The sequence below is a fragment of the Sporosarcina sp. SG10008 genome, assembly GCF_044569405.1.
Taxonomy (GTDB): Bacteria; Bacillota; Bacilli; order Bacillales_A; family Planococcaceae; genus Sporosarcina; species Sporosarcina psychrophila.
The window spans coordinates 1,653,518-1,668,329 of record NZ_CP172607.1; the positions used below are offsets into that span (position 1 = coordinate 1,653,518).

At 37.3% G+C, this 14,812-nt stretch carries 16 protein-coding genes and 1 pseudogene; 15 read left to right on the plus strand and 2 right to left on the minus strand.

What is annotated here, in order from left to right:
* Window positions 1-155: 155 nt before the first annotated feature.
* From ACGLYD_RS07905 to ACGLYD_RS07920, 4 genes are read left to right on the plus strand one after another with little or no spacing between them, the layout of a single operon-like run.
* Complete coding sequence (locus ACGLYD_RS07905; protein ID WP_067209166.1) at window positions 156-527, plus strand: hypothetical protein; 372 nt, start codon at window positions 156-158, stop codon at window positions 525-527.
* Between the two features lie 51 nt (window positions 528-578).
* Window positions 579-1,400, plus strand: a complete 822-nt coding sequence (locus tag ACGLYD_RS07910) for an aminoglycoside adenylyltransferase domain-containing protein (RefSeq protein ID WP_067209169.1) — start codon at window positions 579-581, stop codon at window positions 1,398-1,400.
* A gap of 52 nt (window positions 1,401-1,452) precedes the next feature.
* Window positions 1,453-2,226: a Cof-type HAD-IIB family hydrolase gene (locus ACGLYD_RS07915; protein WP_399632265.1), complete on the plus strand. Its 774-nt coding sequence runs from the start codon at window positions 1,453-1,455 to the stop codon at window positions 2,224-2,226.
* A 9-nt stretch (window positions 2,227-2,235) separates the two neighbouring features.
* A complete protein-coding gene (locus ACGLYD_RS07920; protein ID WP_255428692.1) occupies window positions 2,236-2,697 on the plus strand; it encodes a DinB family protein in 462 nt (153 codons plus the stop codon).
* 110 nt (window positions 2,698-2,807) lie between these two features.
* Here ACGLYD_RS07920 and ccsB read toward each other — a convergent pair whose 3' ends face one another.
* Window positions 2,808-4,007 carry a c-type cytochrome biogenesis protein CcsB gene (gene ccsB, locus ACGLYD_RS07925; RefSeq protein ID WP_187044816.1) on the minus strand — a complete coding sequence of 400 codons (1,200 nt, stop codon included), beginning with the start codon at window positions 4,005-4,007 and terminating at the stop codon, window positions 2,808-2,810.
* Between the two features lie 531 nt (window positions 4,008-4,538).
* Here ccsB and ACGLYD_RS07930 point away from each other — a divergent pair.
* From ACGLYD_RS07930 to ACGLYD_RS07980, 11 genes and pseudogenes are all read left to right on the plus strand, one after another.
* The gene (locus tag ACGLYD_RS07930) at window positions 4,539-4,715 is read left to right on the plus strand and encodes a cation transporter (RefSeq protein WP_082786565.1); all 177 of its coding nucleotides are present in this window, start codon (window positions 4,539-4,541) and stop codon (window positions 4,713-4,715) included.
* Window positions 4,716-4,921: 206 nt separating this feature from the next.
* On the plus strand, window positions 4,922-5,830 hold the full coding sequence (locus ACGLYD_RS07935; RefSeq protein ID WP_187044817.1) for a cation diffusion facilitator family transporter: 909 nt from the start codon (window positions 4,922-4,924) through the stop codon (window positions 5,828-5,830).
* Between the two features lie 113 nt (window positions 5,831-5,943).
* Window positions 5,944-6,159, plus strand: coding sequence for a hypothetical protein (locus ACGLYD_RS07940; RefSeq protein ID WP_255428421.1), 216 nt, complete (start codon window positions 5,944-5,946; stop codon window positions 6,157-6,159).
* Between the two features lie 44 nt (window positions 6,160-6,203).
* The gene (locus ACGLYD_RS07945) at window positions 6,204-6,491 is read left to right on the plus strand and encodes a metal-sensitive transcriptional regulator (protein ID WP_067209184.1); all 288 of its coding nucleotides are present in this window, start codon (window positions 6,204-6,206) and stop codon (window positions 6,489-6,491) included.
* Window positions 6,492-6,566: 75 nt separating this feature from the next.
* The gene (copZ, locus tag ACGLYD_RS07950) at window positions 6,567-6,767 is read left to right on the plus strand and encodes a copper chaperone CopZ (RefSeq protein ID WP_082786566.1); all 201 of its coding nucleotides are present in this window, start codon (window positions 6,567-6,569) and stop codon (window positions 6,765-6,767) included.
* Between the two features lie 120 nt (window positions 6,768-6,887).
* Entirely contained in the window at window positions 6,888-9,299 is a 2,412-nt protein-coding gene (locus ACGLYD_RS07955; protein WP_399632272.1) for a heavy metal translocating P-type ATPase, read from the plus strand.
* A gap of 263 nt (window positions 9,300-9,562) precedes the next feature.
* Window positions 9,563-10,594, plus strand: coding sequence for a S66 peptidase family protein (locus ACGLYD_RS07960; protein ID WP_399632275.1), 1,032 nt, complete (start codon window positions 9,563-9,565; stop codon window positions 10,592-10,594).
* Window positions 10,595-10,862: 268 nt separating this feature from the next.
* Window positions 10,863-11,519 (plus strand): HAD family hydrolase, encoded by a 657-nt coding sequence (locus ACGLYD_RS07965; RefSeq protein WP_067213942.1) that lies wholly within the window; start codon window positions 10,863-10,865, stop codon window positions 11,517-11,519.
* A complete protein-coding gene (locus tag ACGLYD_RS07970; RefSeq protein ID WP_399632278.1) occupies window positions 11,509-12,126 on the plus strand; it encodes an NUDIX hydrolase in 618 nt (205 codons plus the stop codon). Before ACGLYD_RS07965 ends, ACGLYD_RS07970 begins: the two co-directional genes overlap by 11 nt.
* Before the next feature lie 353 nt (window positions 12,127-12,479).
* Window positions 12,480-12,989, plus strand: coding sequence for a GrpB family protein (locus ACGLYD_RS07975; protein ID WP_399632279.1), 510 nt, complete (start codon window positions 12,480-12,482; stop codon window positions 12,987-12,989).
* A 558-nt stretch (window positions 12,990-13,547) separates the two neighbouring features.
* A pseudogene (locus ACGLYD_RS07980) lies at window positions 13,548-13,748 on the plus strand (FtsW/RodA/SpoVE family cell cycle protein); the annotation flags it as partial.
* Between the two features lie 137 nt (window positions 13,749-13,885).
* Here ACGLYD_RS07980 and proC read toward each other — a convergent pair.
* Complete coding sequence (gene proC / locus ACGLYD_RS07985; protein ID WP_399632282.1) at window positions 13,886-14,695, minus strand: pyrroline-5-carboxylate reductase; 810 nt, start codon at window positions 14,693-14,695, stop codon at window positions 13,886-13,888.
* Window positions 14,696-14,812 lie beyond the last annotated feature (117 nt).

Genomic DNA, 14,812 nt, shown 5'->3' on the forward strand with positions numbered 1-14,812 from the left:
TAACTAATGGAAGTAATTTGCAACCCATTGACAAAGGGGGGATATGTACTATGAAGCAAAGGAAATATGTTGTTATTTTAATGTTTTTGCTTGTATGTGTAAGTTTACTCGTTATGAATCCTTTTAAAGAAGATATATGAGATTCTAATTTTAAATTGCTTAAAAATGAAATTTTATCAAAAAATGCAACTAATAAAAAAGTGAATTTGACCACATTTATCCCATTTGAATGGGATAAAGTTTATTCATTCGTTCCATATTTTTCAAAAGAAACGATATATGAAATAATAGGATATAAGTGGGGGAATATCAGTGAAACAGTCAGTGAGGGCATGAATCAAATCGTTTTCATGAAAGACGGAAAAGTGGTTTGTTATCTATATGGTTATCCTGAGAGTAATAAGTTTGGGATATTCTTTGAAGGTACAGATTCTGTAGACAACGTTAAAATTTTATATTCAGAAGATAACGAAGTTTTCGATGTGACGAAAAATGGAGATATTGTTTATTTAAAACACAGTAAATAGGATTCATTGTACTAGTGGAGAATTATGCAATTTTATTAAGGGGAGAACTTGATGCAGCAATTACCAGTTGTTGTACAGACCATTCTAAAGGACTACATCGCCTTGTTTCATGAGCGTTTACCAAACACACTCGAAGGATTTTATATCCAAGGATCAATTGCACTGAATGCCTATGTGAATGATTCAAGTGATATTGATTTTATTGCAATAATAAATCGCCGTTTGTCAGGAGAAGAAGTGGAAGTATTAGCCGAAATTCATAGTATTATTGCCAGTAACTATCAAAAACCAGAAATGGATGGAGTCTATGTTCTTTGGGAGGATATTGGTAAACTAGAAGCTGATGATAATATTTATCCTTTCTATAACGATGGTGAATTGAGTTATGGTGCTTATTTTAACTCTATCACTTGGTGGATACTGAAAACGAATGGAATTAGCATTTTAGGTCCAGAACCAACTGCGCTAAGATTTGAAGTTGATCCACAGCTCTTAGTTTCTTATGTACATGAAAATATGAATACGTATTGGGCACAACGGATCCAAAGAATTGAGAGTTCATTGGGACAGTTACTTCATCTATCAGCTGAAGAGATTGATTTTGAAATTGAATGGTCGATTCTCGGATTGTTACGCCAATATTATACCTTAAAAGAACATAACGTACTATCAAAACTTGGTGCTGGCGAGTATGGATTGCTGCATCTACCAGAGGAATGGCATCAGATAATTAAGGAAGCAATAAATGTTCGTAAAGGTGCTGGGATCGAGTTTTTCACTTCTGATGAGCAGAGAATTGAAATGGCTTTAAGATTTTCGAAGTATATCATTAGTTACTGCAACAGCAGCTTAATCCAAAAACGTATAGTATGATTTAATGTCAATTTTCTCGCTTTTCAACTTACTGCTACTGAAGGGGATTTTTATGGCTTACAAAATTGTGTTTTTCGATGTTGATGGAACAATAACGCACCATGAAGATGGGAGTATTTCAATTAATACTAAAGAAGCAGTCAAAGCATTAGTGAACAAAGGAATAAGGATAGTAGCGGCAACAGGAAGACCATTATCTATGTGCGAAGAAATAAAAGCACTAGGAATAGATACGTTCATCACTGCGAATGGAGCGTATGTCAAACACAATCACCAGGTTATTCATAAAGTGCCGATGGATAAAAATGTGATTCAAGATGTCGTTGAATTTTCCTACACAGAGAATCAAGGTCTTTCATTCTTCACTGAAGATTTTAGCATGAATGGTGTAAAAGATACTGAAATAGTAAAAGCGTTGAAGGAAACTCTATCATTGAATAACTATCCTACAATAAATAAACTGATTTATAATCAAGAGGTTTACTTAATGTGTTTGTATGCAACTGACGAAATGGTTGAGAAATATATTCAAAATTTTCCGTATCTAACATTTAAGAGATGGCATCCTTATGTATTGAATGTACTACAAGAAGAAGTATCTAAATCATTAGCCATTATAAAAGTTTTAAAGTATTTCGACATTGATAAATCAGAGGCTATTGCGTTTGGTGATGGAGAGAATGACATAGACATGTTGGAATTAGTAGGACTTGGTATAGCTATGGGGAATGGGAATGAAAAAATAAAAACAATTGCAGATTTCGTAACTAAAAAGTCAAGTGAAGACGGAATTGAGTTCGCGTTGAAAAAGTTTGGAGTGATTTAATTGATAAATATGTTTCAGTATAATTGGCAAATCAGAGAAGACTGGTTTAAGTGGTGTGAAACCATTCCATACGAAGAACTCACTAAAAAACGTATGGGGGGTATGCAGAGCATAATACATAATCTATTTCATGTAATTGACTGCGAACAAATATGGGTTAATCAAATGCAAGGTACATCAGTCATCATTAAAGATATAAATAGAATATCAAGCCTTAATGATGTTAAGTCATTTTCTAATCTAACCAAACCAGGAACAGAGAGCTTCATAAAATCACATACGTCTGAATCTGAAGATAGAACTTTGGTAGTAAAGAGTAGAAATGGTACTACTAATTCATTCTCGTTTGATAAAATAATTACACATATACTATCACATGAAATTCATCATATTGGACAATTATCTGTTTGGTCTAGAGAAATAGGATTGAAACCTGTATCGTCTGATTTACTATTTAGAGATTTAATTTAGTTAACAATTAAATTCAACAAACTGTTAAAAAAAACGATTCCACCATGTTGAAATGGGGAATCGTTTTTTCGTTTAGTGAGTAACATAACTCGATCTATCAATATTTTTTATTAAGCATATGAATGCAGCCCAGCAATTACAAGGTTCACGAAGACTTGATTGAAAATAATTATTCCAAAACCAATGACTGCCATCCAAGCAGTTCTTTCTCCTTCCCATCCTTTCCCTACCCTTAAATGTAGCATTGTGGCATAAAATAAGAAGGTGATTAAAGCCCAAATTTCTTTCGGGTCCCACCCCCAGAAACGGCTCCAAGCAAATTGGGCCCAAATCATAGCGAATATCAGTCCACCAAGTGTGAACAAAGGAAAACCAATGATGACTGCTCGGTAAGTAATTTCATCCATAGAGTTCGCATTTACTTTATGAGTAAGTGGTTTGAGTAGAGAAATGATTTTTCGCTTCGTGAAAAGACGAATCACTGTGTAGAGCACAGTCCCTACAAGGAATGACCATATTATTGTATTCAATTTTAATGCATCAATCGAGTTTGGAATCTCTATAATACCGTTTTTTTGATCGACAGCCTCATAAGAATTCGCATCCACTGATTGGACAACCACTGAGTTTTTAGGAACGGTAATGGCTGGTAATTTATAGTTATAAACGTCCACCTCAGATTTATGATTTTCGAATTGAAGATTTTTAGTATAACCGACTGCATTAAATGTGCTAGTCATTAGAATGAAGCCCAATACAACTACCATAAAATACATGACGAGCTCCAAACAGAATGTATTCTTGCTTTTTTCAGTTGGATTAACTATTTTTAAAAGGTAGATAATACCTGTAACAAAAGATATGGACAATACCGCACTAGAAAAGGCTACTGTTAGTACGTGTATTGTTAACCAATTACTTTGCAAAGCGGGAATAAGGGGCGTTATATCTTTCGAAAATGCATTTGCATAGCCCAGAATTAGCAGTGCTATCGGAAGAGCAAAGAGTCCAATTACACTTTGGCGATATAAATAATACATAATCAGGAAACTTCCAACGAGCATAATGCCAAAGAAAGTCATGAATTCATAAAGGTTGCTAACTGGTGCATGTCCGGCAACAGACCATCTAGTTATAAAATAAACAATCTGTAAAATGAAACCTACCCAAGTCAGTGTTATTCCAAGTATTGAAAATATCTTTCTTTTCGACCTAACTGCTAGTCCTAAAGGAATAATTGCTAGTAAGTAGATAAAAAAGGATATATAAAGTGCTGTACTGCTTAAACTGATTAATGAACTTGTAGACAAGATGGAACGCCTCCTCTTACATGTTTTTAAGATCTCTTTAAACTACAACCTGAGTAGAATGACTGATGTTTATGCATAAGTCTGATTTTCAATACCGATAGTAACCTCCAACTCACTGTTAATATTGTTTATCTGATTTACTCAGATAAACCAATTTAATCCAGTGTAGCATTCGCAAATTCGAAATGGAGGAAGAGTTCCGACAATTTCATGACTTGAAGTCATCGTATGAATTAGGTTTTACCATTCGAGATGTATTATTGTTAATTTCGGCCCGAAAACCGGCTGATTATGTAGGTTCCTTGATTGCTAGATAGTCGACTTATCATATTTTAAACAACCGTATGATTTCATCGCCCCAATACAGTTTTAGAGCTATTCTATATAACGGTTGAAAAACAAGATATTGTATTAGAAGACTAATAGTAAGCCTTTTCGAAATAATGAGGGATGGACTTTTTATTTTTTGATTTACATACTGCATGGGGGTATGGTAAATTGAAAACATTAATAAAACAGGAGGTGTTCAAAATGAGGGGTCTAATGCAAGTACAAGGGATGTCTTGCACTAGTTGTGTCAATTCAATTGAGGGTGGTGTTGGCAAACTTATCGGTGTGTCTTCTGTCAAAGTCGATGTATGTGGTGATGAGGTTGTGGTGGAGTTTGATAATGCTCAAAGAACTGAAGAAGGCTATAACGTCATCTAATTTCAACATAAGTAAATCAACAGTTGCAGCCGTCATGTACGGGTAGAAAGTAGTTTAGGGGATTATGCCTTTAGGTATAATCATTCTTTTTAAATAAATTATACCCCCATTATGTATATGGGTAATCTACATAATTATAGCCAAACATAAATGAGTAGCTCGACAGTTATACTGGAGAACGACTAAAAGATAAGGAGTGATTTATCATGCATGATCACGACCACGGACATCATCACAGTCACGCTAGAGAAGGAAATAAAAAAGGACTTGCGATAGCATTTATAATTACTGCCGGGATTATGCTGTTAGAGTTTTTTGGAGGTTTGCTGACGAACAGTTTGGCTTTACTGGCCGATTCGGGGCATATGTTGAGCGACGCGGGGTCATTGGCGCTAAGTTTAGTGGCAATTTGGTTTGCTGCGCGGGCGGCTTCACCTAAAAAAACATACGGTTATTATCGATTTGAGATTTTAGCGGCATTATTTAACGGGGGAACGTTGTTTGTCATCGCAGGAATGATTGTTTATCATGCGTATGGACGTTTCTTTGAGCCACAGACTGTTGCGAGTGGTTCGATGATTATCATTGCGTTCATTGGGTTAGCGGCCAATCTACTTAGTGCTTGGTTTTTAATTAGCAAAGGCGATGTGAAGGATAATGTAAATTTACGCAGTGCCTATCTGCATGTCCTTGGCGATGCACTTGGTTCTGTCGGAGCAATTATTGCCGGGATTGTTATGTACTTCTTTGACTGGTATGTTGCAGACCCAATTATCAGTGTTGTCGTGGCGTTGTTAATCCTAAAAGGTGCATGGGGGATTATTAAACAGACGATTCATATTCTAATGGAAGGGACACCGATTACAATTGATCAGCAAGAGGTCAAGCAGACATTAGAAGCGATCGAAGGAGTTATCAATGTACATGATTTTCATGTATGGACAATTACATCCGGATTGGATTCACTTACTTGCCACCTGCTAATAGAGGATAATCAAGATGAACAGCGCATACTTCAACAAGCGATTCAACAAATCGAGAAGCAGTTTAAAATCATGCATACAACGATTCAAATTGAAAAGTCTGATTTGCAACATGCAACACCTATCGTGTAACTAAAGAGATGAAGGAGGATTTAGTTTAGAGAAAATGGTTAAACTAGCAGGGAATGGTGGAATCGCATTTGGATCAATATTAAATTCCGAGCAACTAGCGGTAATGGAAGATTATGGGGGAAGGCGATGAACTGGAGTTGACGACGTCACAGCAACTGTACATTGAGGTAGTGGAAAGAAAAGTTGCAGGGATGACGGATCGATTTAAGGCAGCCGAAAAATATAGTGAACATGGCAAAAGAAGGGAATCTTTTTTCAAATTCGTGCATTATTTTGAGGAAAATAACCTAAAAAGCGAACTCGTTGACCCACACCAAGTAAAATGCTAATATAGGGGTACGGGGTATGCGCACCTGCTTAAGGAGGCAAAATCATGGAGGAATCAACCAAAACAACAGTCCAACCAAATAAACAACAGCTTCTTAACCGGTTAAAACGTGTAGAAGGACAAGTAAGAGGCGTTCATCAAATGGTCGAGAATGATCGCTATTGTGTCGATATTTTGCATCAGATTAGCGCGATTCAATCAGCCATGAACAAGGTTTCTTTAGCCTTGTTAGAAGATCATACACATCACTGTGTAGTCAATGCCATTAAAGGTCAGAATGGTGATGCGGCTATTAAAGAATTGATGGACGTTATGAAAACAATGACGAAGTAAAAATGCTCCTCGCTTGACATACCTAACAGGGGTATAGTAAGTTTAGGGTAATAACAAAAACAGGAGGTTTTTAATTTGAAAGAAACGTTAAAAGTAGAAGGCATGTCATGTAATCATTGTGTTAATTCAATCGAAACGAGCGTTGGGGAACTTACGGGTGTTTCAACAGTCAAAGTAGATCTTGGCAATAATGAAGTATCAGTAGAATTTGACAATGCAACTACATTTGCGCAAATCAAGGAAACGATTGAAGAGCAAGGCTACGAACTCGTTTAACGAATAGACTGTCAGCTTACACCACATGGGGGTATATAGTAGTAGAAACGATTATACTTTTTGGTATGATCCTTCTTTTTGAAATAAATATACCCCTACCGAGTATTGGAGGAGAGACAAATGGCTACTTCTGAAAAAACGTTACAAATTACTGGAATGACTTGTGCAGCATGTGCGAATCGCATTGAAAAAGGGCTCTCAAAAATAGAGGGTGTTGAGAAAGCAAACGTTAACTTTGCATTGGAAAGTTCAACAATCGTCTACGATTCAGCTAAAACGAATGTCAATGAGTTTAAGGCGAGAGTTGAAAAACTTGGATTTAACGTCGTTCAAGAAAAAGTAGCTTTTGACATTTCAGGTATGACTTGTGCGGCATGTGCGACGAAAATCGAAAAACGTATTGGCAAGATGGATGGTGTTTCCAACGCAAGTGTTAACTTTGCGCTAGAAACAATTGCAGTCGAATATGATAGTAAACAAGTTGAAACAACAGAGATGATTACGGCCGTTAAGAAAATGGGCTATGAATTAATTCCAAAACAAGATAGCAAAGACAAAATGGATCACAAGGAACAAGAAATCAAAAAGCAAGAGAAAAAGTTCATTATTTCACTGATTTTAACGATTCCATTACTATGGACAATGGTGGCGCATTTTGAGTTTTTATCATTTATTTATATGCCCCATATTCTAATGAATCCGTGGCTTCAGCTTGCATTTGCGACGCCTGTTCAATTTATCATTGGCGCTCAATTTTATAAAGGTGCTTTTAATTCACTACGGAATAAAAGTGCCAACATGGACGTATTGGTTGCTCTGGGTACGAGTGCGGCATACTTCTATAGCCTTTATTTATCGATTGAATGGATGAATAATGGCAAAGTTGGAAGTCCCGAGCTATATTTTGAAGCGTCCGCTGTCATCATTACATTAATCGTACTTGGTAAATTATTTGAAGTTCGTGCAAAAGGTAAAACGAGTCAGGCGATTCAAAAGTTGCTAGGTTTACAAGCTAAAACAGCGAGAGTCCTAAGAGGTAGCGTTGAAATGGAACTGCCGATTGAAGAAGTTATCGTGGGAGACACAATTCTTGTGAAGCCAGGTGAAAGAATTCCGGTGGATGGCGAAATTATTGAAGGACGTTCAGCCATCGATGAATCGATGATTACAGGTGAAAGTATCCCAGTTGATAAAGTTGCAGGTGATAAAGTCATTGGTGCGACAATCAATAAGAATGGTTCATTGCAAATCACAGCAACAAAAGTTGGAAAAGATACAGCATTGGCACAAATTGTAAAAGTAGTGGAAGAAGCACAAGGTTCGAAAGCTGAAATCCAACGTTTAGCAGACAAAATTTCAGGTATCTTTGTACCGGTTGTTGTCGTTATCGCAGTTGCAACGTTCCTAATCTGGTTTTTCATTGTAACACCAGGCGATTTCCGTTCGGCATTGATACCAACAATCTCGATTCTAGTTATTGCTTGTCCATGTGCGTTAGGTTTGGCAACGCCGACATCGATTATGGCAGGGTCAGGTAGGGCAGCTGAAATGGGCTTACTCTTTAAAGGCGGAGAACATTTGGAAAATACCCGTTCAATTGACACTGTCGTGTTGGATAAAACAGGTACAGTGACAAAAGGTCAACCTGCGTTAACAGATATTACAGTGACAGCAGGCTTTACAGAAGATGAAGTGCTGCAATTAGTTGCAACAGCTGAAAATCAGTCCGAGCATCCTTTAGCACAAGCCATTGTTTTAGGCGTCAAAGAAAAAGGGTTATCACTACTTGATGTGTCTGATTTTGAAGCGTTACCGGGCTATGGTATCCGGGCAAATGTTAGTGGTAAAGAAGTATTAGTCGGTACTAGAAAATTGATGAACGACTATAAAATCGCTATTTCAGACTCGAATGCTGCTATGGAAAAGTTTGAAAGTGAAGGGAAAACAGCGATGCTGATTGCTGTGAATCATAAACTTGCAGGTATTGTGGCAGTCGCGGATACAGTGAAGGAAACATCGAAAGAAGCCATTGCTAGAATGCAGGCATTGGGTCTTGAAGTAATCATGCTGACAGGCGATAACCAACGAACTGCGGAAGCAATAGCTCGTCAAGTTGGGCTATCTCATGTCATTGCAGAAGTGTTACCAGAACAAAAAAGTGATGAAATTAAAAAATTGCAAGACCAAGGTAAGAAAGTTGCGATGGTTGGGGACGGTATCAATGATGCGCCAGCACTTGCGATGGCGAATATCGGAATGGCTGTCGGAACAGGTACAGACATTGCGATAGAGGCAGCAGATATTACACTGATGCGTGGAGACCTTAATAGTGTAGCTGATGCGATTATTATGAGTCGCAAAACGATGCGCAATATTAAGCAAAACCTATTCTTTGCATTCTTCTACAACACAATCGGAATTCCTATTGCGGCAATTGGTTTATTAGCCCCTTGGGTTGCGGGGGCAGCGATGGCATTCAGTTCGGTGTCCGTTGTATTGAATGCATTGCGCTTGCAAAAAGTGAAATTGTAAAAGGAATGAAGCCATGCGGAAATTCTGCATGGCTTTTTTTAGTTTAGAGGGGGATTTAAGTGTAAAAATAGGTAACTGAAATTGTACACTAGACCTATGTGTTCAGATTGCCAAGATGCAAAATCTTATCTAGCTAAGCAAAAAAAGGATGTAATAATATGGGTTATGAGTTACGATAGGCCTTAAGATTATTCAATGATTGAAGCTGATAATGAGCAATATTTTGCATAGACTGATAACAACAGGGGAAAGTGGGGATTAGTTTGCTAAAAAAACCAAAGAAACTGCAACCAGGAGATAAAATTGCAACAGTAAGTCCTTCTTGGGGAGGGGCAGGTGATTCAGAACTTAGATGGCGTTATGACCAAGGGGTTAAAAGAGTAGAAAGTATTTTTGGCCTTGAGGTCCTCCCGATGCCGAATAGTTTGAAAGGTTCAGAGTACCTTTATGAACATCCACAGGCTCGTGCAGAAGATCTAATGACGGCATTTAAGGATAAGAGCATTAAAGGAATCTTTGCGAATATTGGTGGGGAAGAAAGTATTCGTTTACTTCCATATATTGATTTCAACATAATACGAAAAAACCCGAAAATATTCATGGGTTATTCTGATGTGACGATTACTCATCTGTTTTGCCATAAAGCAGGTATATCTTCTTTTTATGGTCCGGCGATTTTAACTGATTTCGCTGAAAACGTTGAGATGGATTCCTATACAATTGATATGTTGAAGCGGATACTTTTTTCTGATGATGTTATCGGTAAAATTAAACCCGCTCTAAAATGGACGAGTGAGCGTTTGGAATGGCATGAAAGGAATAGGAATAGACGCCGGAAAATGCTACCAAATCATGGATATGAAGTGCTTCAAGGGTCGGGAGTTGTACAAGGAAGATTGATTGGTGGGTGTATCGAGGTACTAGAATTCGCGAAGGGTACAGAGATTTGGCCCGAACAGAAGCATTGGAAGGACAGCATTCTGTTCTTCGAAACATCGGAGGAAAAGCCCGAACCTAGTTTTATAAAATACTGGTTGCGTAATTATGCTGCACAAGGTATTCTTCAAATGGCAAATGGTATCGTTTTTGGGAAACCACAGGACGAAAAATATTATGAATCCTATAAAGAAGTTATTCTTCAGGTCATGAAAGAGTATGGCTTAGAGTATTTACCGATTCTCTATAATTTGAATTTCGGCCACACAGAACCAAAAATTGTTTTGCCCTACGGTGTGATGGCAAAGATCAATTGCGATAAGGGGACTTTTTCGATTTTGGAGAGCGGGGTAGAATGAGGTAAGTGGTACTATCATTGTTGGATAAAAGAGTTCGTTTCACTGTATTAATTCCAACAATTCATTCAATTAGGGTACAATAGTAAATAAGAGTTTGACTTTACGAGGATGAATTAGTGTGGGGACAGAGTATCTAATCTGGATTGGTAGTCTAGCCTTATATTTCGTGAAGATAAAAGAGGAATCCACGATATTATAGGTGGTACGTATGTTGCCACCGTTAAACAGGGCGAATAGTGGTGTGAAAATCGAATTGAAGGACGTGTTGATTATCAAAGCGATTATATTTGATTTTGATGGGACTTTAGCGAATACCTTACCCATTTGTTATTATGCTTTTCAGTGTGTCTTCAATGAGTTTGATAGTAGAGATATTTCCATAGAAGAAATAAAGGCAATGTTTGGCCCGTCAGAAACTGGGATTATTCGAGAGAACCTATCCAATAGTAATAAAGACGAAGCTATTGAGTTGTACTATGCAAAGTACTCTGAACGCCATAACCAATTAGTTACACCACATAAGGAAATTGTTGATCTAGTAAAGCACTTAAAAGAAGTAGGACTCAAAATTGGGATCTTTACTGGAAAGGCAAAAAGAAGTTTAGATATATCTTTGAAAGCTTTACAGATGGAGGGGCTGTTTGAAGTCATCATAACAGGGGATGATGTGAACAAACCAAAACCTGATCCAGAAGGGTTATTAAAAGCTTTATCTCTTTTAGGTGTCGAAAGCAGTGAGGCACTATTTATCGGAGATAGTGATGCAGACATAGATGCTGGCGTTCAAGCGAATGTACATACTGTAGGCGTTCAATGGTTACCTGATTATCATTCAATGGAATTTACGATTGAACCTGATGCTATCTTTAAAAGTGTAACAGAATTCATTGATTCTATGAAAATTGGTGTCACTAATGAGTACTAAATGGTTGGAATGGGCGAAGAGAATACAAGCAATATCTCAATCAGGATTAACCTTTTCAAAAGACATGTATGATATCGAGCGTTATGAAGAATTACGCATGATTAGTGCAGAAATCATGGAAGAACACACAGGGGTAGAAATGCAAAAAATCAAGGATTTATTTATGAATGAAACAGGTTATCAAACCCCTAAAGTCGATGTTCGTGGAGTAGTTTTTAAAGATAATACGATATTAATGGTAAAAGAAAATATGGATAATAGATGGTCTTTACCTGGTGGTTTTTGCGATATAGGGTTGTCGCCGTCTGAAAATATTATAAAGGAAATAAAAGAAGAATCTGGCTATGATGTAGTTCCTACGAAACTGCTTGCTTTGTTCGATAAAAATAAACATCCGCATCCTCCGCAACCGTATCATTATTATAAAGTTTTTATTCAGTGTGAAATTGTTGGAGGTATTCCAGCTACCGGAATCGAAACGAGTGGTATTCAGTTTTTCTCTGAAAACAATATACCAGATCTTTCTGAAGATAGAGTGATAGAATCACAAATAAAAACACTTTTTGAGTTTTCAAGGGACCCTGATAAAGAGACGTTGTTTGATTAAATAGGGGGATGGCAGGCTTGAAAATCAATAAAAAAAGGGTTAGTAAACTTTTAGAGATATCTTTTTTCACTGTTAGTGGAGTCTATTTACTAGTAGCAGGGTTAGGATTAATTATCATGATATTTTTTACTAATTCTTATTTTTCGCAATGAAGATGTGATTTATGCGGCTATTATTCTAATACTTTTTAGGAGAAAGAAAGAACTAGCTTTCGTTAACGGGGACTATAATTTTATAAATGAACAGATGAGCCCCTGTTATTATAATTCTTATACTGTTCATCAGAATAAACATCATCGTTTAATAAAGCTATAAAAAAAATGATTTATTGAACGACGGAAAGTGAGATTTAAATGAGAATAGTTGACGTTAAACCTTATGATGAACAATGGGTTTCAAACTTTGAAGAAGAGTCCCATAAATTGCATGAGATTTTCGGTTCTGAAATTATCGAGATACACCATATCGGCAGCACTTCTGTAATTGGACTGCTGGCAAAGCCCATTATAGATATAATGCCGGTAGTGAGGGACATTAATCGAATTGATGAATTTCACAAGGCAATGGTTGCCATTGGCTATGATCCAAAGGGGGAAAATGGTATACCCGAACGTCGATACTTCCAAAAAGGGGGAGATAATCGAACTCATCATGTTCATATTTATGAATCCGGGAATTCTGAAATTGAACGTCATCTTGCATTTCGGGATTACTTACGGGCACACCCAGATGTTGCTCAAAATTATGGGGATTTAAAAGAGAAGCTGTCTCAACGTTTTCCCTATGATATTGAATCATACATTAAAGGAAAAGAACAACTAGCATTGGAGATTGATAGAAAAGCGATAGCTTGGTATAGTTGATTATTTCACTTTGTTAATAATGACCAAGCATAAAGGTAGGCATGAAAATAATGAATTCCTCAGTAAAATATAAAATCAGAACGCTTTTAGGCTTCACTCTATTCATTATCATAGTGGGCTCTCTGTCATATCTTGCTGTCTACAAGCTTTCATTTTTACCAAATGGTTATGATATTGTTTCACAGCAAAAAGACAGTGTAATCGTAAAAAAATTTAATATAATTGGGTTAGAAAAGGATATCATTACCTTATCATTTTCTGAAAATAATTTGTGGAAAATTGAAGAATTGAACTATGGAATAAAGCGGCAGAAAGATTTTTGTTGGTTTCTATTTACTGCAAGTAGCATTTCGATTCTCATTCTTATTTTAAAATTGCGTAAGGGAGAGAAGTTTTGGAATGCAGTCTGGGGAAGTCGTATTTTTTTCGCTACACTGTTTCCGTTACTTATCCTCATGAACTCTTTGAATAGAATACAGGATTTTATTTCCTAATGGTTTAATTCAATACGTTAATCAAAAAAATGTTGCCCTACCTTTTAATAAGACGGTAGGGCACCTGCATACAATCCAGTTTGTTAGCAATATTGGAATGTCACTCGGATACTTTCCGATGATCTCTATGTCATTGCCATTCATCAGTTATGGATTAATGCCAATTCTATTGAATGCCTTTTTAATTGGGGTCGTATTAAGTGTCTATCGAAGGAAAGATTTGACGTCGAGTCATTTTAGTCATATTGAAAGTGGGGAAATTTAGTTATATGTAAACTAGCTCGATAAGATAAAAGGCAAGCTTCTAAAACTTGAACGATAGCTCGAATAGTAGACACGTTTTATAAAAGTGACCTATTATTCGAGTTTTGCGTTCCACTATTTAGTGCAAAATGAATAGCTTTAAGACTGCGCCCCTAACTCACGAGAACGCGCCTCCGCTTTTCCGATACATTGCGCAATCGTTTCTTTGAACATTCCGTTCTCCAACGCATTCAATCCAGCTTCCGTAGTTCCACCTGGGCTCGTCACGTTTTTCCGTAATTCCGCGGGCTCTGTACCTGTTTCTTTCAACATTGCCGCTGCGCCTTCAAGCGTTTGGATGATAAGCGCGCGCGCAATGTCTTTTGAAAGACCTTTACCGATCGCTGCTTCCTCAAGTGCTTCTGCTAAATAATAGACATATGCAGGGCCGCTACCGGAAAGAGCAGTGACGGCATGTAAGTCATCTTCTTCTACTTCTTTCACCATTCCGATTGAAACTAAGAGACCGAGGATATGTTTTTTCAACTCCTCGCTAATCGCATGATTCCACGCGATACCACTGGCAGATTTTCCGATTGTAGCGGAGGTATTTGGCATGGAGCGTGCGATAGGTCTTGCACCAAGACCATTTTCGATTGTCTGAATTGAAACGCCTGCAATAACCGACAAAACCGCTGTTTTATCGTCCAAATAAGGAAGTGCATCCGCCATCGCCTGATGGATATCTTTTGGTTTCGTCGCAAGAACGACGAGATCTGCATTTTTCAGCGCCTCTTTTTCCTTGCAGACAATGGATACACCATATTTATTGTGTAATGAAATTAGCCTTTCATCATCAGATCTATTCATAACAAAAACATTATGAGGTACCACTGCACCTTGTTCCACAATTCCTGCAATAACAGCTTCTGCCATAGAACCGGCACCTATAAATACAATCGTTTTCATTCAAATTACCCCTTTCATTCCATTAATAAAAACGTACGCACCTAGGCGCTGAAATCTGGACAATAAAAAAATGCGCTCTCGTCCCTACTAAATAAGGACGAAAACACATGTTTCCGC

Coding starts and splice junctions, on each gene's coding strand:
- ACGLYD_RS07915 (WP_399632265.1), top strand. CDS start 1,453: ATGGCTTACAAAATTGTGTTTTTCGATGTTGATGGAACAATAACGCAC.
- ACGLYD_RS07935 (WP_187044817.1), top strand. CDS start 4,922: ATGCATGATCACGACCACGGACATCATCACAGTCACGCTAGAGAAGGA.
- ACGLYD_RS07945 (WP_067209184.1), top strand. CDS start 6,204: ATGGAGGAATCAACCAAAACAACAGTCCAACCAAATAAACAACAGCTT.
- ACGLYD_RS07920 (WP_255428692.1), top strand. CDS start 2,236: ATGTTTCAGTATAATTGGCAAATCAGAGAAGACTGGTTTAAGTGGTGT.
- ACGLYD_RS07930 (WP_082786565.1), top strand. CDS start 4,539: ATGAGGGGTCTAATGCAAGTACAAGGGATGTCTTGCACTAGTTGTGTC.
- ACGLYD_RS07975 (WP_399632279.1), top strand. CDS start 12,480: ATGAGAATAGTTGACGTTAAACCTTATGATGAACAATGGGTTTCAAAC.
- proC (WP_399632282.1), bottom strand. CDS start 14,695: ATGAAAACGATTGTATTTATAGGTGCCGGTTCTATGGCAGAAGCTGTT.
- ACGLYD_RS07970 (WP_399632278.1), top strand. CDS start 11,509: ATGAGTACTAAATGGTTGGAATGGGCGAAGAGAATACAAGCAATATCT.
- ACGLYD_RS07940 (WP_255428421.1), top strand. CDS start 5,944: ATGGGGGAAGGCGATGAACTGGAGTTGACGACGTCACAGCAACTGTAC.
- ACGLYD_RS07910 (WP_067209169.1), top strand. CDS start 579: ATGCAGCAATTACCAGTTGTTGTACAGACCATTCTAAAGGACTACATC.
- ACGLYD_RS07955 (WP_399632272.1), top strand. CDS start 6,888: ATGGCTACTTCTGAAAAAACGTTACAAATTACTGGAATGACTTGTGCA.